This window comes from Mucilaginibacter xinganensis (assembly GCF_002257585.1).
Lineage (GTDB): Bacteria > Bacteroidota > Bacteroidia > Sphingobacteriales > Sphingobacteriaceae > Mucilaginibacter > Mucilaginibacter xinganensis.
In genome coordinates this window covers 88,215-106,615 of record NZ_CP022743.1, presented here as the reverse complement: position 1 = coordinate 106,615, position 18,401 = coordinate 88,215, and the positions used below count along the sequence as shown (strand labels likewise).

The 18,401-nt window shown below is 41.5% G+C and carries 19 protein-coding genes; 7 read left to right on the top strand and 12 right to left on the bottom strand.

The annotated features are described in order from the left end of the window. Positions 1-42: 42 nt before the first annotated feature. The 4 genes from MuYL_RS00485 (at position 43) to MuYL_RS00470 (ending at position 4,757) form a co-directional block, all read left to right on the top strand. A complete protein-coding gene (locus tag MuYL_RS00485; RefSeq protein WP_094572800.1) occupies positions 43-2,130 on the top strand; it encodes an alpha-L-fucosidase in 2,088 nt (695 codons plus the stop codon). A gap of 299 nt (positions 2,131-2,429) precedes the next feature. Then, positions 2,430-2,975: a hypothetical protein gene (locus MuYL_RS00480; protein WP_094568656.1), complete on the top strand. Its 546-nt coding sequence runs from the start codon at positions 2,430-2,432 to the stop codon at positions 2,973-2,975. A 103-nt stretch (positions 2,976-3,078) separates the two neighbouring features. Further along, on the top strand, positions 3,079-3,855 hold the full coding sequence (gene xth, locus MuYL_RS00475; protein WP_094568655.1) for an exodeoxyribonuclease III: 777 nt from the start codon (positions 3,079-3,081) through the stop codon (positions 3,853-3,855). A 17-nt stretch (positions 3,856-3,872) separates the two neighbouring features. Beyond that, on the top strand, positions 3,873-4,757 hold the full coding sequence (locus tag MuYL_RS00470) for a glutamate--tRNA ligase family protein (RefSeq protein ID WP_094568654.1): 885 nt from the start codon (positions 3,873-3,875) through the stop codon (positions 4,755-4,757). Here the strand turns inward: MuYL_RS00470 and MuYL_RS00465 are convergent. Further along, positions 4,735-6,111, bottom strand: coding sequence for a sensor histidine kinase (locus MuYL_RS00465; protein WP_094568653.1), 1,377 nt, complete (start codon positions 6,109-6,111; stop codon positions 4,735-4,737). The two genes, MuYL_RS00470 and MuYL_RS00465, sit on opposite strands and share 23 nt — an antisense overlap. Positions 6,112-6,543: 432 nt before the next feature. Between MuYL_RS00465 and MuYL_RS00460 the strand changes: the two genes are divergently transcribed. Then, positions 6,544-7,635 carry a PAS domain-containing sensor histidine kinase gene (locus MuYL_RS00460; protein ID WP_094568652.1) on the top strand — a complete coding sequence of 364 codons (1,092 nt, stop codon included), beginning with the start codon at positions 6,544-6,546 and terminating at the stop codon, positions 7,633-7,635. Positions 7,636-7,710: 75 nt separating this feature from the next. Here the strand turns inward: MuYL_RS00460 and MuYL_RS00455 are convergent, their stop codons facing one another. Both MuYL_RS00455 and MuYL_RS00450 read right to left on the bottom strand, forming a co-directional pair. After that, complete coding sequence (locus tag MuYL_RS00455) at positions 7,711-8,961, bottom strand: sensor histidine kinase (RefSeq protein WP_094568651.1); 1,251 nt, start codon at positions 8,959-8,961, stop codon at positions 7,711-7,713. A 2-nt stretch (positions 8,962-8,963) separates the two neighbouring features. Beyond that, positions 8,964-9,635, bottom strand: a complete 672-nt coding sequence (locus MuYL_RS00450; protein ID WP_094568650.1) for a response regulator transcription factor — start codon at positions 9,633-9,635, stop codon at positions 8,964-8,966. A 212-nt stretch (positions 9,636-9,847) separates the two neighbouring features. Here MuYL_RS00450 and MuYL_RS00445 point away from each other — a divergent pair, with 212 nt between their 5' ends. Both MuYL_RS00445 and MuYL_RS00440 read left to right on the top strand, forming a co-directional pair. Continuing rightward, positions 9,848-10,576: a transporter gene (locus MuYL_RS00445; RefSeq protein WP_245845722.1), complete on the top strand. Its 729-nt coding sequence runs from the start codon at positions 9,848-9,850 to the stop codon at positions 10,574-10,576. Between the two features lie 63 nt (positions 10,577-10,639). Beyond that, on the top strand, positions 10,640-11,305 hold the full coding sequence (locus MuYL_RS00440) for a cytochrome b/b6 domain-containing protein (protein ID WP_094568649.1): 666 nt from the start codon (positions 10,640-10,642) through the stop codon (positions 11,303-11,305). Positions 11,306-11,373: 68 nt separating this feature from the next. Here MuYL_RS00440 and MuYL_RS00435 read toward each other — a convergent pair whose 3' ends face one another. The 9 genes from MuYL_RS00435 to MuYL_RS00395 form a co-directional block, all read right to left on the bottom strand. Next, positions 11,374-12,642 (bottom strand): DUF3570 domain-containing protein, encoded by a 1,269-nt coding sequence (locus MuYL_RS00435; protein WP_094568648.1) that lies wholly within the window; start codon positions 12,640-12,642, stop codon positions 11,374-11,376. A gap of 16 nt (positions 12,643-12,658) precedes the next feature. Then, a complete protein-coding gene (locus MuYL_RS00430; RefSeq protein ID WP_094568647.1) occupies positions 12,659-12,886 on the bottom strand; it encodes a DUF4266 domain-containing protein in 228 nt (75 codons plus the stop codon). A gap of 1 nt (position 12,887) precedes the next feature. Then, on the bottom strand, positions 12,888-13,817 hold the full coding sequence (locus MuYL_RS00425; RefSeq protein WP_094568646.1) for an FAD:protein FMN transferase: 930 nt from the start codon (positions 13,815-13,817) through the stop codon (positions 12,888-12,890). A gap of 8 nt (positions 13,818-13,825) precedes the next feature. Further along, the gene (locus MuYL_RS00420; RefSeq protein ID WP_094568645.1) at positions 13,826-14,260 is read right to left on the bottom strand and encodes a thioredoxin family protein; all 435 of its coding nucleotides are present in this window, start codon (positions 14,258-14,260) and stop codon (positions 13,826-13,828) included. Between the two features lie 18 nt (positions 14,261-14,278). Beyond that, the gene (locus tag MuYL_RS00415; protein WP_094568644.1) at positions 14,279-14,704 is read right to left on the bottom strand and encodes a QcrA and Rieske domain-containing protein; all 426 of its coding nucleotides are present in this window, start codon (positions 14,702-14,704) and stop codon (positions 14,279-14,281) included. Between the two features lie 171 nt (positions 14,705-14,875). After that, complete coding sequence (locus tag MuYL_RS00410) at positions 14,876-15,682, bottom strand: AraC family transcriptional regulator (protein ID WP_094568643.1); 807 nt, start codon at positions 15,680-15,682, stop codon at positions 14,876-14,878. 68 nt (positions 15,683-15,750) lie between these two features. Continuing rightward, a complete protein-coding gene (locus MuYL_RS00405) occupies positions 15,751-16,632 on the bottom strand; it encodes an oxidoreductase (RefSeq protein WP_094568642.1) in 882 nt (293 codons plus the stop codon). Between the two features lie 220 nt (positions 16,633-16,852). Further along, positions 16,853-17,722 carry a YitT family protein gene (locus MuYL_RS00400; protein WP_094568641.1) on the bottom strand — a complete coding sequence of 290 codons (870 nt, stop codon included), beginning with the start codon at positions 17,720-17,722 and terminating at the stop codon, positions 16,853-16,855. A 6-nt stretch (positions 17,723-17,728) separates the two neighbouring features. Next, positions 17,729-18,304 (bottom strand): HD domain-containing protein, encoded by a 576-nt coding sequence (locus MuYL_RS00395; protein ID WP_094568640.1) that lies wholly within the window; start codon positions 18,302-18,304, stop codon positions 17,729-17,731. Positions 18,305-18,401 lie beyond the last annotated feature (97 nt).

Sequence of the window (18,401 nt, the reverse complement as noted above, 5' to 3'; positions counted from 1 at the left end):
GTTGTAATGCCTGCTCCAATGGTTAAAACCAGAAAATTGCAAATGTCTAAAATTATTAAAGCCCTTTTAGTTACAGCCGTCTTTTTCTCGGGTTGTTTTAGCGGGCATGCACAAAAAAATGCGCCTGCTCCGTGCGGACCTATTCCTTCAAAAAATCAACTGAGATGGCAGGATATGGAATACTATGCTTTTGCGCATTTATCGTTAAACACCTACACTGATCAATCCTGGGGCTTTGGCAATGAAGACGTGAAACTCTTTAACCCGACCAGGCTGGATTGCCGCAAATGGGCACGCCTCTGCAAAGAGGCAGGTATGAAAGGAATTATAATCACAGCCAAACACCATTGCGGCTTTTGCCTGTGGCCCTCCAAATACACGGAATATTCCGTAAAAAATGCTCCATGGAAAAATGGCAAAGGGGATGTGGTAGGGGAAATGGCCGACGCCTGCAAAGAATATGGATTAAAGCTCGGAATCTATTTATCGCCCTGGGACAGAAACAGGGCTGATTATGGTAAGCCGGAATACATTAACTATTTCCGTAATCAGTTGACAGAACTGTTAACCAACTACGGTCCTATTTTCGAGATTTGGTTCGACGGCGCTAACGGCGGCTCCGGCTATTATGGAGGAGCGAATGAAACCCGTATGATTGACCGCAAAACGTATTACGATTGGGCCAACACCTACAAACTTGTCCGAAAGCTTCAGCCTAACATCGTCATCTGGAATGACGGCGGGGATCGTGCCGATCTGCGGTGGGTAGGAACAGAAGGTGGATCTGTCGGCGAAACGAACTGGAGCCTGCTGAACGCAAACGGCGATGTGCCATATAATATGTTGCATTACGGCGTCGAAAATGGTAACGCATGGGTGCCGGCAGAAGTAAATACTTCTATCCGGCCTGAATGGTTTTATCACCCCAGCGAGGATAAAAAAGTAAAGTCTGTACCTCAGCTGATGGATATCTACTACAATTCGATTGGTCATAATGGTAGTTTGTTATTGAACTTTCCTATCATGCCTGATGGTCTTATTCACCCCACTGACGAAAAAAACGTATTGGGTTTTGGCAAAGCAGTAAAAGCTGCATTTTCTGTCAACCTGGGTAAAAATAAAACTGCCACAGCGTCCAATGTTCGCTTGGGCAGCAAAGATTTTAGCGCTGGCCACGCTACAGATAATGATAACCATACTTATTGGGCTACGGATGACAGTATTAAAGCAGCATCGCTTACAATTGATTTAGGGAAGATCACCAGGTTTAACCGATTTTTAGTGCAGGAATACATCCAATTAGGGCAACGTGTAAAAGAGTTTACCGTGGAGGCACTCACTAACGGCCGGTGGCAGGAACTGGCGAAAGGAACAACTATTGGCTATAAACGCATCGTTAGCTTCCCTACTGTAAAGGCCAGGAAAGTCCGCCTCCAAATCAGGGATGCCAAAGCATGTCTGCTTATTTCAAATATTGGTGTTTATTATGCACCACAAATACTCACCGCGCCCTCTGTTACCAGGAACCAGGCCGGCACTATAATTATAACACCGGCTGACAAGGAATCGGTAATTTATTATACTACGGATGGGAGCATCCCAACTCGTGGTTCAAAAAAATATCAGGGCCCTTTCGCGGCTGACGGTAAACCTGAAATCCGTGCGATTGTTTACGACCCGTTTACCCGTCAAAGCAGTTCCGCGACGCATGAAAAGTTTGACGTTTCAAGGAAAGACTGGAAAATTGTTGGCATTGCGGATGAAAAGGTCAGCGCAGTATTAGATGGCGATCCATCTACTGCCTGGCACCAAAGCAAGGACAAAAAGATGCCACAAGACCTGGTTGTTGACTTAGGGGAGGAAAAAAAACTTGCAGGCTTCAGGTATCTACCTGATCAAAGTATATGGAATCCCGGAATTATTGCTGGTTATGAGTTTTATGTTTCAAAAGATAATATAGAATGGAAGCTGGTTAGCCATGGTGAGTTCCCTAATATTAAAAACAATCCTTTATGGCAAATAATAAAATTTGCTTCTCAAAAGAGTAGATACATCAGGCTAAGGGCGCTAAAGAACACTGAAAACAACAATGATACAGGCTATGCCGAAATAGACATCATTACGGAATAACGGTAAGTTTTTTTGTGGGGTTTCCAATGTGAAATTCAGGCGGCTTAACGGCGAGTAATTGCCGGCAACGAAAAATAGGATACTAACAGCGAAGATACGGTAGATGCAATCCCTTTTTTTGTTTTAATAAAATGCAGAATGCTTTTTTAGCGAAGCCATAACACGCTTATGTATTACCAACCATGAAAGGTATCACGATATAATATGCTGTAAGCATAATACAAAACAGCCTGTATTGAATTAAAAAATTGCCATACCTTAGTTTATAATTTATTACCTTATCAATCTACACCTTACACATGGACAGAACATTAAAAATCTACACCAAAACAGATCACCTTTTTGCCGAGTTTATATTTCAGTACGACCATCCCGGGCAGGCAACCGCACATTACGTGCAGTACCGCAGGCTTTACAACGATGATGAAGAAGATGAAAATAAATCGGTTTATCCACTTATGGAGATGGACACGTACTTATCATTCAGGCAGTTTGATTCGATAGAGCAAATTAAGGCGCATGATATAGAGGTGGTAAAAAAAGAACTTGGGCGTGACATGACAGATCCCCGGGGGTATAAATATGTATATAACCCCACGCCGGTATTGCTGCGTTATATAGTTACCAATAGAACAGGCGGCATGGTAAATGTGCTGTTTAGCTTTATTGATAACACTAAAGAGGTTAAGTTTCTTTCAGCAGTTCATCCCCGTTTTGACTTTGAACTTTCTGCCGATAGCCTGGAAACAAATATTAGCTGCATATCCAGGATTCCGGTATATACAGACAGGGACGTTTACGAAATAAGGAGTCACGATTTAAAACGATTGGAGCCCTGGTATTAGTAAAAAACGCTAACACCTTAAATGAGTTTACTTTTTGCTTAGATTTTAAATAAACAAGGCTTATTTTTATTGCCACGATATTTAAAGCAGGTAAAAGTTTATCATGAAAATAGCTACCTATAATGTAAACGGTGTTAACGGACGACTGCCGGTATTGCTTCGGTGGCTTGAAGAAACAGCTCCCGATGTTGTTTGTCTGCAGGAATTAAAAGCGCCACAGGAAAAGTTTCCGGAGCAGGCCATTCTTAATGCCGGGTACAACGCCATTTGGCATGGGCAAAAAAGCTGGAACGGGGTAGCTATCCTCGCCCGCAACAACGAAATAAAAGAGGTGCGGCGGGTATTGCCCGGAGACCCGGAAGATGAACACAGTCGCTATATTGAAGCGGAGGTTAACGGCATTACCGTAGGTTGCCTTTACCTTCCGAATGGTAATCCTGCCCCGGGGCCTAAGTTTGATTATAAGCTGAGATGGTTTGAAAGGCTTACGATGCATGCTGCTGAATTACTTGCCTCCGGGATGCCCGTGGTGTTAACCGGCGACTATAATGTAATGCCTACGGAACTTGATGTTTATAAGCCCGAGCGATGGGTAGAGGATGCGCTTTTCAGGCCCGAAACAAGGCTGGCTTTTAAAACATTGGTTGAACAGGGCTGGACGGATGCAATCAGGAAGATTTACCCCAACGAGAAGATCTATACTTTTTACGATTATTTTCGAAATGCGTACGGCCGGGACGCCGGGTTACGGATTGATCATTTCCTGTTGAGCCCGGAGCTTGACAAACGCCTTGTTGCCGCAGCTGTCGACCGAAATGTACGCGGGTGGGAAAAAACAAGCGACCATTGCCCGGTATGGATAGAACTGGCCGATGAATAAGCTTACACTGATTTAAGATGCCGCAGTTGCCTGACAGTTTTAATAAAACCCGGATAGCGCCAACGCCAAGCGGTTATTTGCATTTGGGCAATATTGCTTCGTTTGCGTTAACGGCCTTTTTGGCACGAAAAAGCGGCGCGAAAATTTTATTGCGGATAGATGACCTTGACCAGGCCAGGGCGAACAGATTATACCTGCAGGACATATTTAATACGCTGAATTTTCTGGAGATCCCCTGGGATGAAGGGCCCGAAAATCTGGCTGAATTTGAATCTTCATATTCACAATTACACCGGTTACCACTATACAACCAGGCACTTAAACAACTCGAAGATGAGGAGTTGGTATTTGCGTGCGATTGCTCCCGCAGCAGCTTAGCCGTGGCTGAATGTGTGTGCAGTGCAAGAAGTATTTCATTATCGCTGCCAAACATCAGCTGGCGGCTCCGCACGGATGCCAATACTGAGGTGACAGTTAAGAACTATAACGGTAGTGTGATGAAAGTAGCGCTCCCGCCTGCAATGCAACACTTTGTGGTACGAAAAAAAGACGGCTTCCCAGCCTACCAGCTTACCTCGTTAGTTGACGATCTTTTTTTTGGAATTGATTTAATTGTAAGGGGTGAGGACCTGTGGCCTTCAACACTTGCACAGCATACACTTGCAAAAAAACAGAAAAAAAATACCTTTTTTGAAATCTCGTTTTTCCATCACCCGTTACTGATGAATGGGGGACAAAAGCTATCAAAATCGGCCGGAGATACTTCTGTGCGTTACCTGGCCCAAAATGGTAAAAAACCTGCCGAAATTTATAAAATTATAGGCGGAATGCTGGGTATTAAAGGTGATATCAGCAATTATCAACAGCTTGGTGCCAATGTTATAAAGGCAATGAAACTATAAATGAGGTACCACCGCCTAATAACGATCTGACTGTTATAGTGCCATTCATATCTTCAATAGCCTGCCTGGTAAAATAAAGACCAAGACCCATGCTTTTTTTGTTAGTGCCCGATTTAACAAATTTATTAAAAATGCTGTTGCGCTGCTCTGGCCTTATACCTACTCCGTTGTCTTCTATTTCAATCACGCAATGCTCATTGTCTTTATATGACCGCACTTTCACCCATTGTTCCGGCTTGCTGAAATCAGCATATTTAATAGCGTTTGAAATTAGATTGTTAAATACGGTTTTTAAATTGGTTACATTACATTTTAGCTGCCAAACTTCAAGTTCGCTTAAAAACTTTACCTTTTTTCCTTCGGAAAAGAAAGCGTTTTGGCTTATCACACTGCTTATTATTTCGCCCAAATTACAAAGCTCTGCAGTCATACCACCATCGGTACGAATAGTATGCAATACATCCCGGATGTGTTTGTCCTGCAAATCAATACTTTCGCGCATCATTCCGGTATAATCCGGGACTTTAGCAATATCCTTTTCTTTTTCTAATACCGAAATAAGGCCTGTTAATGAAGATAATGGCGCCCGCAAATCGTGTGTTACTGTGTAAACAAATTTATTTATACGCTTATTCATGTCCGTAAGCGCAAGGTTTTGTTCAACAATAACCTTTTTTGATGTATGTACTTTTCGCAACATCAGGCCGCCAAGTAAAGCAGAACTGATGAGGATTACAATAACGGTAAGAAAATCAGCCATAAAAACATAATGATCAACTATCCGCGAAGTATTTCCAAGCAACGCTGAAAAGTTCTGTTGTTTTATGGTCAGCTCGTCAGATATGGTATTTATTTGCAGTAAAAGGCCTTCTTTGTCAACAGGCTTACCCGATTGAATTTTATGATGGGCAAACGCACCTGTTTGACTCAGCTTTGCTACCAATAGATCTGCCTGATGCCATTGCTGAACTGCCTTGTTAAAGAAACTGGTGTTTTTAAAGTTCTGAAAAAACCAGATCAGTTCAGGAAGATCATCTTTGTTGTTGCCGCCCATTAAAAAACCAATGCGTGCTATTTTAATGTCTTTACCGTTAGTTAGCGCGTCCCTGGCAATGCTATCCCCTTTAAGTATGCTGATGTCATTGTTGAAAAAAAGGTAATCCGTTTCCTCGTGCGAATAGATGTAGCTTAATAAATGCCGGGTAGCATCTTTTTCGGCTTTTGAATATTGCGATTCAAAATAGGTGTACGCCCTGCCGGCCGACAAGATTTTTACCGAATAGTAGTGTGTAATACCGATTGCAGCCGTGGCAATCAATACAATTGTAGTTAAAGCTATAATTACTTTTTTCATAAAAATACCGCCGGGCTAACTTTTACAACTATTCCACTTATACGAAACGCTGATTCATTAGGTTATAACGTGACGGACTATTTTAAACACAAAATTCAAAAAATAGTTGCTGAATTTTCTGTAAGCCCGGCAGACGGTAGCGCCCTGAAAACGCGTTCAGTATAATAAGGAGGATGGAATTTATTAAGGGCATTGCTCAATAACGAAAGCCGGTTTAGAAACTTTGAAAAAGCTAGTTGTGGGTTAATAAATTTTTTAATACGTTAAAGGCTGCTATTCTTACAACTATTTAATTAACTTGTACGTATCAATAGGCGTGATTTTTTGTTTTGGTATAAACTGGGAGATAATGATGGGTAATCAAATCACTTACGTTATTTGGCAGTTTTCTTATTTAATCGAAGCTGAAAACAGGTATTATGACAAATAAGGATGGCGGCTAAAGGGAACAAACAGAATTCAAAAAACACGTTTAATCTTGAGCTCTTTTTCGACATGTCACCTGACCTGCTTTGCATTGCGGGATATGATGGCTATTTTAAACGAATAAATCCCACCGTTTCAAAAGTGTTGGAATACACTAACGAAGAATTGCTGGCTAAACCCATTCACGAGTTTATTTACCATGAGGATAAGCATCTTACAGCAGGTCATCGGGAAAATCTGTTAAATGACGTTCCGCTGTTGAATTTTGAAAACAGGTATGTTACCAAAAGCGGGGGTATTGTTTGGTTGCACTGGACGTCGATGCCTATTGAGAGTGAAAAAGTTGTTTTTGCCATAGCAAGAAACGTTACCCATAAAAAAAGAATTGAAGACGACCGGAACTTACTGCTTACCAATCTAACTGAGCTTAACAATGATTTGAAGCAACTTGCTTACATGACATCGCATGATCTGAGGGCACCCGTAAGCAACCTTATTTCTGTTTTTAGCCTTCTGGATGTTTCAAAGATAGAAGATCAGGAAACACTCGAGTTTATAGAAATGATGAGGACAACTACCGATAGTTTAAAAGTTACCTTAAACAATTTTGTAGATAATTTAATTGAAAAAAACAACCTAGGCGTTACAGTTGCAGAGATAAGTTTCAATGAATGTTTAACTTCCGCATTGCAACCTTTGCAATCATTAGTTAAAAATTCAAGGGCGGTATTACGCGTTGACTTTTCAGCGGCTGAAAAGGTTGAATTTAATAAAGGTTACCTGGAAAGTATCTTTCTTAATTTAATCAGTAACTCAATAAAGTATTCAAAACCAGATAGTTTTCCAAATATCTCCATTTGTACTAAAAGGGTTAACGGGAGAACCCGGTTAATTTTTTCAGATGGCGGGATGGGGTTTGACATGGAGAAGGCTAAAGGCAAGATCTTTGGCTTTAATCAGAAATTTCATGAACATACCGACAGTAAGGGGATTGGCTTGTACCTGGTGTATAACCACGTCACGAGCCTGGGCGGCCAGATTGCTGTTGAAAGCAGGATAAATGAGGGTGCAAAATTTACAATATCTTTTAACGGATAGCCATCTTCGGGAACGTTCCCAGCTACCAGGCTTTCGTAGCTGCTGTTTATATGGAAAACATCGATTTCTTTACGGTCAAAAAGTTATTTCGAAAGAATGGAGGTCATTCAGATATTCATACTTTAAGTCAAAATTACGCTGATTACAAATGTTTTTCATAATGGCCAGGCCTAAACCGGTGCCGTCTGACGATCTCCCTTTATGAAAACGTGTAAAAATAGTTGCTTCCCGAAGGGGAGAAGGATCGCCGGAATTTTGAAACAGCAATTTGTTGCCTGCCAGCGTTATTTTTATTTGTCCATGCAATTTATTATGCCGTATTGCATTACTGAAAAGGTTATTGATCAATACATCAGTTAAATACCTGTTTGCAATAATGTCGACATCATCAAGCATATAGTCCAACTCAATATTTTTATTTTGAATCAGCTCATTAAACTGTTGGATTTTTTCCCGGATAATGGTTTTTACATTTAGCTTTTCTGTTTCATGCAATAAATTATTATCAATTTTTACCAGTAATAAAAGCGACTGGTTTAAACGGGAAAGCTTATTGGTTGCGGAGTAAATATCTGTTATTTGGGCAAATTGGTCTGGCCCCAATGTTTCATCCTGTATCAGTGTATCCAGCTTCGAAGTAATAACAGCCAAAGGCGTCATTATCTCGTGTGAGGCATTTTCTGTAAAGGTTTTTAACCCGTGATAGTCTGAGGTTACCCTTGATGACATGGTTGACACGGCCTCACCCAACTCCCTGAATTCATCTGCCTTTGCTTCGATAATATCCATCTTTTTATTATCAGACACATTGAAGCTTTTTACTTGGTTTAATATGTAATAAAAAGGACGCCAAAGGCCGTTCAAAATATATCGGTTGGTTATTATCAGTACCGTTAATAATACAGTAGTTAATGATAAAGTAATAATGAATATAATTTGAATAAGATATTCTGTGTCTTCGCGTGACACCACAATGGTAACAATAAAGTTTTCGCCTTTGCATTTGATAAGGGTGGAAACAGCACGCCCGGCTTCCACTTTTTTCTCCCGCGGATTTTGGTAAGGGGTATCAAAGTATTTGGTATCAAATTTAGCCAGGTTTGTTTTAGCAAAGGTGGTGAGGTCCTCGTCAAAATCAACAGATTTTGGCAGTCGCTGGTTCTGGTTTACGTAATCAACTACTTCTCCTATTTCTTCAGACAGGTTACTGTCCAGTTGTTCACGGGCAATCCGGTTAATAACAAAATAATATATCAGTCCGGATATGAATAATACAGTAACGCTAATAATGATACTCGCTTTATTATAATGCGCTGCTAATTTCATAGTTAAACAAATTTATAGCCCACACCATAAACGGACGCGAAATAGTCTTTACCAGAAATATCTGACAGTTTTTTTCTGAGGTTTTTAATATGCGTATAAATAAAATCAAAGCTATCCAGCATATCCATTTCGTCCCCCCACAGGTGTTCCGCTATGGCATTTTTCGAGATCACCTTTCCTTTGTTAGCAATAAAATACAGCAGCATTTCGTATTCTTTCCGGGTAAGAACAATGTTTTTTTCATCAATACTCACATTTCGCCCCAAAAGGTCAATGCTTATCTCTTTATAATTGAGTACGTTGGTGCTGCCGAATGCTTTTCTGCGAAAAATAGCTAGTAGCCGTGCTTTTAATTCAGCCAAATGAAAGGGCTTGGTGATGTAATCGTCCGCCCCAATGTTAAGCCCTTTGATTTTATCGTCTAATGAGTTCCGGGCCGAGATGATCAGCACACAGTCCTGCTTGTTGTGTAATTTTAAATAATCAAGTATGGCAAACCCTTCCCCGTCCGGTAAACCAATATCCAGTATAATACAATCGTATTCATAAATAGCGATTTTTTGGAGTGCAGATTCAAGGGTATTGCTTGTTTCGCAGATACTTCCCTCTTCGGTAAAGTATTTCTCTATGCTCTCGCGCAGACCGGGCTCATCTTCAACTATCAGGAGTTTCAACTTTAATTTTTTATTAAAACTATTATATGATTCTGAAGTAAAGCTGAAGACGCCGTCTGGGAATTTTATGTATTTATTTAAATACCGCCTGTCAGGGAACTTCAGTTTTACTCCAGATTTACAATATACTTTTAAAAAGGAAATTTAGCTAATAAACCAGCAATATATAAATGCCGATGCTGAAATATTTTATAACGATATGTATTTGCTTTATGTTAGGTGCAAACCTACAAGCACAGGATAATTATGAGATCCAGGTTTACGGATCAGAAACCGTTGAAAAAGGAAGCACAATGCTGGAACTGCACAGCAATTTTACCTTTGATGGCAGTAAAACTGTTGCTGACGGCGTTTTGCCTACCAACCATGTTTTTCACGAAACCATTGAAATAACCCATGGCTGGACGCCATGGTTCGAAACGGGATTTTATTTTTTTAATACCATAGGTAGCGATGGGCGCACAGGCTATGTCGGGTCGCATATCAGGCCCAGGGTAGCGGTGCCTGAAAGCTGGAAGTGGCCTGTAGGCGTAAGTTTATCATTGGAGTTTGGTTTTCAGAAGGTGCAATATGCTGCCAATACCAGTTCGTTAGAAATAAGGCCAATTGTTGATAAGCGGTGGGGTAAATGGTACGTTTCAGTAAACCCAACTTTAGAACAGAGCTTTAAAGGGCCGGATCAAAACCTCGGACTGATCTTTTCGCCAAACATTAAAGGCAGTTATGATGTTTCGAAAGTGGTTTCCCTTGGATTGGAATATTATGGAAGTACAGGGCCATTTTTTAGTTATTATCCAATACAGGAGGAGCAGCACCAGTTATTCATAGCAACTGATTTAAACTTTAACCCTAACTGGGAGTTTAACGCAGGCTACGGTTTTGGCCTTACCGATAGCGCAGACAAATCAATTTTCAAAATAATATTGGGCCGCCGTTTTTAAATTGCAGCGGAACTGAAGAAACTAACTTTATACAAACTAAAATACTGATTAAAGAAGAAAAATATGGTAACAATTGAGCCTAAGCGCAGGGATATACAACATCCTGGTAAAAACAAAAAATATTCGGCGCCATTGCGTTTCTGGCATTGGTTAAATGCGATAGTAATCACAGGTTCGTTGCTTACAGTACTGCTTAATTCAACGTTATTAAAAACACGCAAAAACGCAGCGTTTATTAAAGGTCAGCTGCATGAGGCAGGCGCTAATGTAACGGATGACCAGGCAAGGTCTGTCGCACATGAACTGAGTGATAAAGTTTGGGCAATACACACCTATTTAGGGTACGGTTTGGCCGCGTTGGTTTTGTTCCGCATCCTGCTTGAATTTTTTCAACTGGCTGATCAAAAGCTGATCCGCAAAATTAAAATAGCTTATAATGATTTTTTTGTAATTAAGAAAAACAGGGAGCTGGCGAAGCACGAGTTTTGGGTTAAAACAATTTATGCCGTTTTTTACCTCTTTATAATAACTATGGCCGTTACCGGTTTATGCCTTGCTTTTGAAGATGATGTGCCTGCGCTTAAGGCCATTCACGCCATTCGCGAAATCCATCAATTTACGATGTATCTGATCCTTGCGTTTATTACAGTGCATCTTGCAGGCATTTTCTTAGCCGAGCGTAAAGACAGTGCCGGCATTACCTCCGATATGATAAACGGCGGCCGATAGGCACAAAAAAAGGCCATACAACGCGGTAGTTAAACGCGAAGTATGGCCACAATATAAACAATCAAGAATTATTTAAATTTAAGGTTCACCGTTGCTATGTTTGAGTTTAACCCGGTTGAACGCACATAATGGCCAAGCCTGAACTCGAGCATATTTAAATGCTGCCAGCCAAATACGCCGTTAGGCGGTGCCAGCCTTACGTTAAGCCCAACAAAATTGCTGTGAAACGTTGAAAGGTCATAATCACTTGTGTAGTACTTCTCGGTAACGCTGTGCTGCCCGTATGGGGCAAAGTACCGGGTACCATGTTGATCGGTGTACCTGTAAAAAGGACTAAGCGACACAAAAGAAGTTAGCTTAACGGGCACCTCAACCTCCGCTGTATTGGCCCTGATTCCCCAGTTATCCATATAATACCGGTAAAACGTACGGATGATGAAGTGATCGTCAAGAAAATAGTTAAACCTTACGCCTATTGGCAGTTTATAGCGGCTTCCCGGAAGGCTCTCTATCCGCTCGTTATAAACGTCGCCATTCGGCCCTGCGCCTGTTGCAAAATCGCCATTAAAATAAACCCGCTGGTAGTCTGTAGCCAATAACCCTTTTTGGTAGGATGGTTCAACAATAAACAAGCCCTGCAGCCTGGTGCTGATTACCTGCGAAAGGGAAAATGCTGTACTGAAAGAGTTTCTTGGTTTACTGTCAACCGGCCGGTTATCATCCCGGTGCGATCCTGATCCGTAACCCGGCGGACGTAATTCAACAGGGAGGATCACTTTCCAGGTATCTAAAAATACATTCGCCTTAAAGTCAAACTGTGTGTTTTTATCGGCAGACACCCTGGTTAAATTAAAACCTGCACCGAACGACTGGTAGTCAAATTCATGTGAGTATGAACCGGTAAACCCAAAGGCATTACCTGTTTTATCGTTTGATTGTGTCCAGTTAAGAGATGGGTAAACCCTGGTGTCCTGGCTTGAAGCAGATGATACACTATACGGATCAATTTTATCCGATGAAGCAGAAGTATAATGATCAACACCCAATTCAAATAAAAACGTGTTTTTGCGGCCTGCTTTATTGTACTTTGATAGCTGCACATCAAGTGTGTTGGCAAAATCGCTTAATTTTTCGGTTCCAATCCCACCGGTTACTGCTGAATTATTGCCATTTTGATGATAAAAAGCAGACACAAAGTTTATTTCATCAACTTTAAGCTTACGCGTCTGATAATTTGAACTGTCTGCAACAGCTGGTGGTGTTGTTGTTGTTGTTTGTGCGTGCGACGACAATATGCCTAAATATAAAGCCAGTACACCTAAATATATTTTTCTCATTTACGGGAATTTAAAATTAATTACAACCGCAGCCACCGCCGCTTTTGCCGCCATTGGCACCTGATGCACCTTCGCGATATAACTGAAAGCTTTGCTCAAATTTTTGTGCTTTGCGTGCAGAGAGCTCCATCTCTGCATCGTTTAGCCTGTTTTTTTGGTACTGTTTTACTGAGCTGCATGAAGCAAGCAGGCAAACAAATCCAAGGCTAAAAAAGGAAAGCACCAGGCTTTTTTTCTTTGTCATATTAATTTTTTAAGTTGATGTTCTTTGAATGATGTACCCTGCTGTAATCATCAATAATTACGCAGGCCATTTGCGGCAGTTGGTTGATCAAATCAAGCCCTACTTTAACGCCCATTACCATTACCGGGGTGGCCATTGCATCGGCCAGCTCTGCGCTTGGGCAAATAATGCTAACACTCTTGATGCCGCCAACAGGAAGACCGGTTTTCGGATCAATAGTATGTGAGTATCGTTTCCCGTTTATAACGGCATATTTTTCATAATTACCTGATGTAGCTATGGCCATATTGCTGATATTTAATGTAGAAAAAGGCGTGCTGCTCTGGTCGGGGTCAGCAATCGCTATCGTCCATGCTTTGCCGCTGGGTTGTGTACCCCAGGTAACAAGGTCACCTGCTGCATTTACTATCCCGCTTGCAACGCCTCGTTGCTGCAGTAAGTTTTTTGCCTTGTCGGCAGCGTATCCCTTGCCTATTCCCCCAAAACCAATCCGCATTCCTTTTTCCTTTAAAAACACCGTGCTGTTTTCGGCATCAAGCAGCACATTTTGATAATTGATCAATCTTACTGATTCCCTTGCCGTTTCGGCATCAGGGAGTGCCTTCATGTTAATATCAAAGTTCCAAAGGCTTTTATCAATGGACCCATAAGTAATATCGAATGAGCCCTGTGTTATGGATGATATTTTTAACGAACGCGCAACCAGGCTGAATACCTCCTCGTCAACTCTTACCGGTTTTATCCCCGCGTTCCGGTTTATTTCATTTGTCTGGCTGTCGTCGCTGAAAGTAGTAAGCAGCTTTTCTATCCGTCTGATCTCATCTATTGCAGCGTCTATGTGCGCTTCGGCCAAAACAACATCATCAACCACAATGCTGATTTCAAAGCGGTTGCCCATTAACTTTAAAACGCGACGGTGTACATTGACCATATCGCAGGTTAGCGGCTGCTGGTTACCAAAGGATTAATTTGCTCAATAAACTGAGTTGCCGACTCATTTGGAAAGCCATCCCATTCTTTTAATATTTTGCCGTTCTCGTCAACCAATACCGTAAAAGGAAATTTGCCGTCAGGGTTATATTTATCTGCTAATGCTTCATTGCGTTTTACCTGTTCTTTATCCAACTGGTTTTTCTTTTGACGCGGGAAATCGGCGCGTACTAAAACAAGATGATCAGAAGCAAAATTGTCAAATTCTGTTGATTCCAAGATCTCTTTACGCAGGCGGATACAGGGCCCGCACCAGTCTGATCCTGAAAAATTGATCAGGATGCGCTTATGTTCTTTTTGCGCCTGTGTTTCAGCCTGGTTAAAATCACCTAGCCAGGGTGTGTTTGCAATAAATGCTATAAAAATAAATGCTAATAATTTCATATAAAATTCCTGTTTGTATTATGAATAAACTTTTAACGAAGTTCCTGTAACTAACGTATTATATACTGTAAGGTTTCTGTTTGCCGGTGAATTTAAAACAACACCTTTTTCTGAAAATGCAGATCCGTGATTATTGCAGAAAAACTGCTGGCTTGATCCCTCATATACCAAAGGGTAGTTTTGATGTGTGCATGATTGCTGCACAGCAATATAGGCGCCGGCGCTGGTCTTCGCCACTAAAACGCCGTTGGCAGCAAGGTAACCACCGTTATTAAGCAGCGCTGCGTTTGCGGCTAAAGTAAGATCTAAGGTAAAATTTACTCCTGTAGGCCCCGTTACTGATGATTTTCCGGAATCAGAACTTTTTGAACACCCAACGCAACTCATTACCAGGGCCGAAGCGGCACCTACACCTACTATTGAAAAAAATTCTTTCCGATCCATAAGGTGAAATTTTTGTTTGGTCAATTGTTAAATACCCAATCGATTGATAATTATAACATTGAGAATAGAGAAACGATGTTATAACAACAATATTACAATCACAATCTGTAGTTAGCATGAAATTCACCGGATTATGACAAAAAACATCATTTTACAGCTAAAAAGATGTTTTTAAATTAGCCTTGAGGGTGCTATACCGTACGCTTTCTTAAACGCGAATGAAAAGTGTGAGAAATCTTTAAAGCCGACTTCCATAAACACGTCTGAAGTTTTCCATCCCTTTTCTTTGATCAGAAAGTAGGCATCGTTGAGGCGTTTTTGCTGCAACCAGCGGTTGGGCGAGGTATGGAATATTTTTTCAAAATCGCGTTTAAAGGTAGCCAGGCTGCGACCGGTTAAATAAGCAAAACGGCGTATGTCAACGTTGAATTTATAATGCTCGTTCATATAGGCCTCCAAGTCAATTTTACCTGGTTCGCTAAAATCAAACAGGGTATTCTTTAGTGCTGGGTTGGTTTGCAGTAATATCATTATAGCTTCTTTCACCTTTAAGGTGGTCAGCATTTTATTATCATTACCAGAGCCATCCATATATGGCGCTAATGAATCGATATAGTTTTTTAAAAGAGGAGCGGGCTGCAACATCATGGCGCTATCACCGGTATATGGTTGTGGCGTTTGCAGGGCCAGTTCTTCGCTTAGGCTGCCCAGGGTTTCTTTATCCATAACAATGGATATCGTTTTAAACTCGCCACCCTTTGGCGGGTGTTTGGAAAACTTGGCCAGCTGGTTTTTACGAAGAAACCTGAAATCGCCCTCGTTAAAAACATAGCTTTTGCCGCCCACATAAAGGTCTGTGCTTCCTGAAATAATGTAGCCTAAAATATGATCACCTATAAATTGCTCTCCCTCTCTGCTGATATTTGAATAGCAGGAGTAAAGGATTTTGGGTGTTGTTTTGGCTTCCTTTTGCGGCATAATATCAAATTTACAGATTAATGTGTGAAAAGCGGGGACGAATATGGACGCATCCCCGCCACTTCCTATTATTTTATATTTAGAATAGCCTTACCTGCAGCGGTATTTAAAAAATCTTCGGCCTCATGGTGATCTGTTGAGAGACTTACTGGCATCCATTTTTCCATTTCGGCGGTGCGATCAGCATCTGCCTTTTTTAGCAAGCCGATGGCTTCACTACCCAACACAAGGTGTACTGGTGGCTCATCGTTATTGGCAAGTTCAACCATTGCTTGTGCAGCTTTACCCGGATCTCCTACTGGTACAAATTTCCCGCTCGCAAAGTAATCAGCACGTTGGTTCACCGTTGTTTCATAACCTTCCAGTTGTTGGGCATACGTCATTGAAGCGCCTGCCCAGTCGGTCTGGAAGCCGCCCGGCTCCACACTGGTAACAAAAATACCTAATGGCCTTACCTCTTTAGCAAGCGCTTCAGTAAATCCGCCGAGCCCAAATTTAGCGGCCTGATACATGGTTAGTCCAGCATTACCGACCCTTCCGCCAACGGAACTAATCTGTAATATGCGACCTGAACGTTGTTTGCGCATATAAGGTAATACCGCGCGGGTAATTTCAATCGGTGCGTAAAGATTAGTTTCCAGCTGGCTGCGAACCTGCTCTGCCGTAAATGCTTCAGCTGCGCCAATAATTCCGAACCCGGCATTGTTTACCAGCACGTCAATCCTGCCAAAATGACTAACGGCATTTGCTACCGCGTCATATACTTCTTTGTAATTAGTGACATCCAGTTTTATGGGATAGATTTGACCGGCATACTTTTCAACCAGGGGAGCCAACTGGTCAATATTTCGTGCTGTTGCAGCAACTTTATCGCCGCTTGCCAGTACAGCTTCTGCAAGGCTGCGCCCTAATCCGCGGGAACTGCCTGTTATAAACCAAATTTTTGTCATCGCTTTAAGTTTTATTTACACAAAAGTAGCCTCATCTAAGGGACGAGGTTTTGTTATAAAGCTCAATTTGCTTTGTTGCAAGGCTCATGTAAATAGCAGGAAAGGGACATAGACTCCAGTTGCTGTAACATCGCACAAAACCGACGTGGCAATTGCAGTTAGCTTTGAGGATTACAAACAAAAAGGGTGGGTTGAGTTGTCGGATTACAAGTAGAGGATGTTAATGTCTTGCCCTTTTCTTTAAAACCCCACCGGCAGCCTCTTTTATGGTGCTGGTAAACACAAATGCTTTGGGGTCAATATCCTGGATCAGGTTCCGCAGCCGCCTTACCTCCAACCGGGTTACCACAGTAAAAATAATATCAACCGGCTGGTGAATGTCAAAGCTGTCCTTTAAATAACCGCGCTCGCCTTTGTAAACAGTTATGCCCCGGCCAAGTGTCATTACCAGTTGCTTTTTAATGGTTTCGCTCTCGCCCGAAATGATAGTTACCCCGGTGTATTCTTCCAATCCTTCAATAACAAAACTGATAGTTTTTGAGGCCGTGTAATAGGTTAAAATGGAATATAGTGAGGTTGGTAACCCCAGTTTAATTGCTGCAATTAAGAATATAATAATGTTAATCCCGAGAATAATTTCACTGATGGTAAAGCTGATTCGTTTACCTGTATATAAAGCCAGCACTTCAATGCCATCCAGCGCGCAGCCACCCCTGATGGCAAGGCCAACGCCAATGCCCATAAACACCCCGCCAAAAATAGACACCAGCAATTTATCAGACGTTATTTGCGGATAGGGAAGGTATAGCAAGCATAAGCCCAATCCAATTACAGCCGCAAAAGTGCGGATAGCAAAGGTTTTATTAACCTGGAAAGCGCCCATAATAATAAAGGGGATATTGGCTATAATGATAACATAAGCTATGTTTAAATGATAAAGCTCATGAACCAGGAGCGATATGCCGGTAACCCCGCCGTCAAAAAAACTGTTTGGAACCAGGAAACTTCGTAAGGCAAATCCGCAAAATAAAATACCGCATATCACATAAATGGTATCCTGAATCCAATGAGGCAATAGTAGTTTTTTCATTTATGATTATACCTGTACTTTAATTCGCCCTAAGTTAGCATCCTTTTTAGCTTGTCGCAAATTAATGGCACTTTTGGTGAAATATCGATGGTTTTCCATAAAATTTATTTGCTGCCCGTTCCATTCATCTTTGGTCGCAGCTTTGCCCAGGTACAAGCTTTCCAGAAACAGCCTTTCACTGATTATAAAAAAATCATCACGCCCCAGGTTATCAAGATCGGCATCTGCTAAAATTTCTTCCAGTAGATTTTGGGGCGATTGTGGCAGGCGTGTAGCCAGTATCATGCCGCATATTTTAGCTATTTCATCCCGCGTATAGCCATAGTAGGGTAATGTTTCGCGCGCTATGCGGCATGATTCTTCTTCGTGTCCTTCAGCTTTTATTAAAAAGCCCGAATCGTGATAGTAAGCTGCGGTAAGCAGCAGGGTTAATTCTTCGCCGGCAATGCCTTGGGCCTCGGCAATATGTTTTGCGGCGTCATAAACATCTTTGGCATGGTCCGCATTGTGGTAAACGAGATGACCGGGAAGTTCAGTTTTTAATCTTTGAATTATAAAGTTTCCGGCATCATCCAGCTGCATAGATTATAAAATTTGGTGGCTAATATATTTAAATGTTTTGTACAAATTTGAAAGATTAGCAAGCTCAGTTTTTAATATTTAACTTTAGTTCGTAATA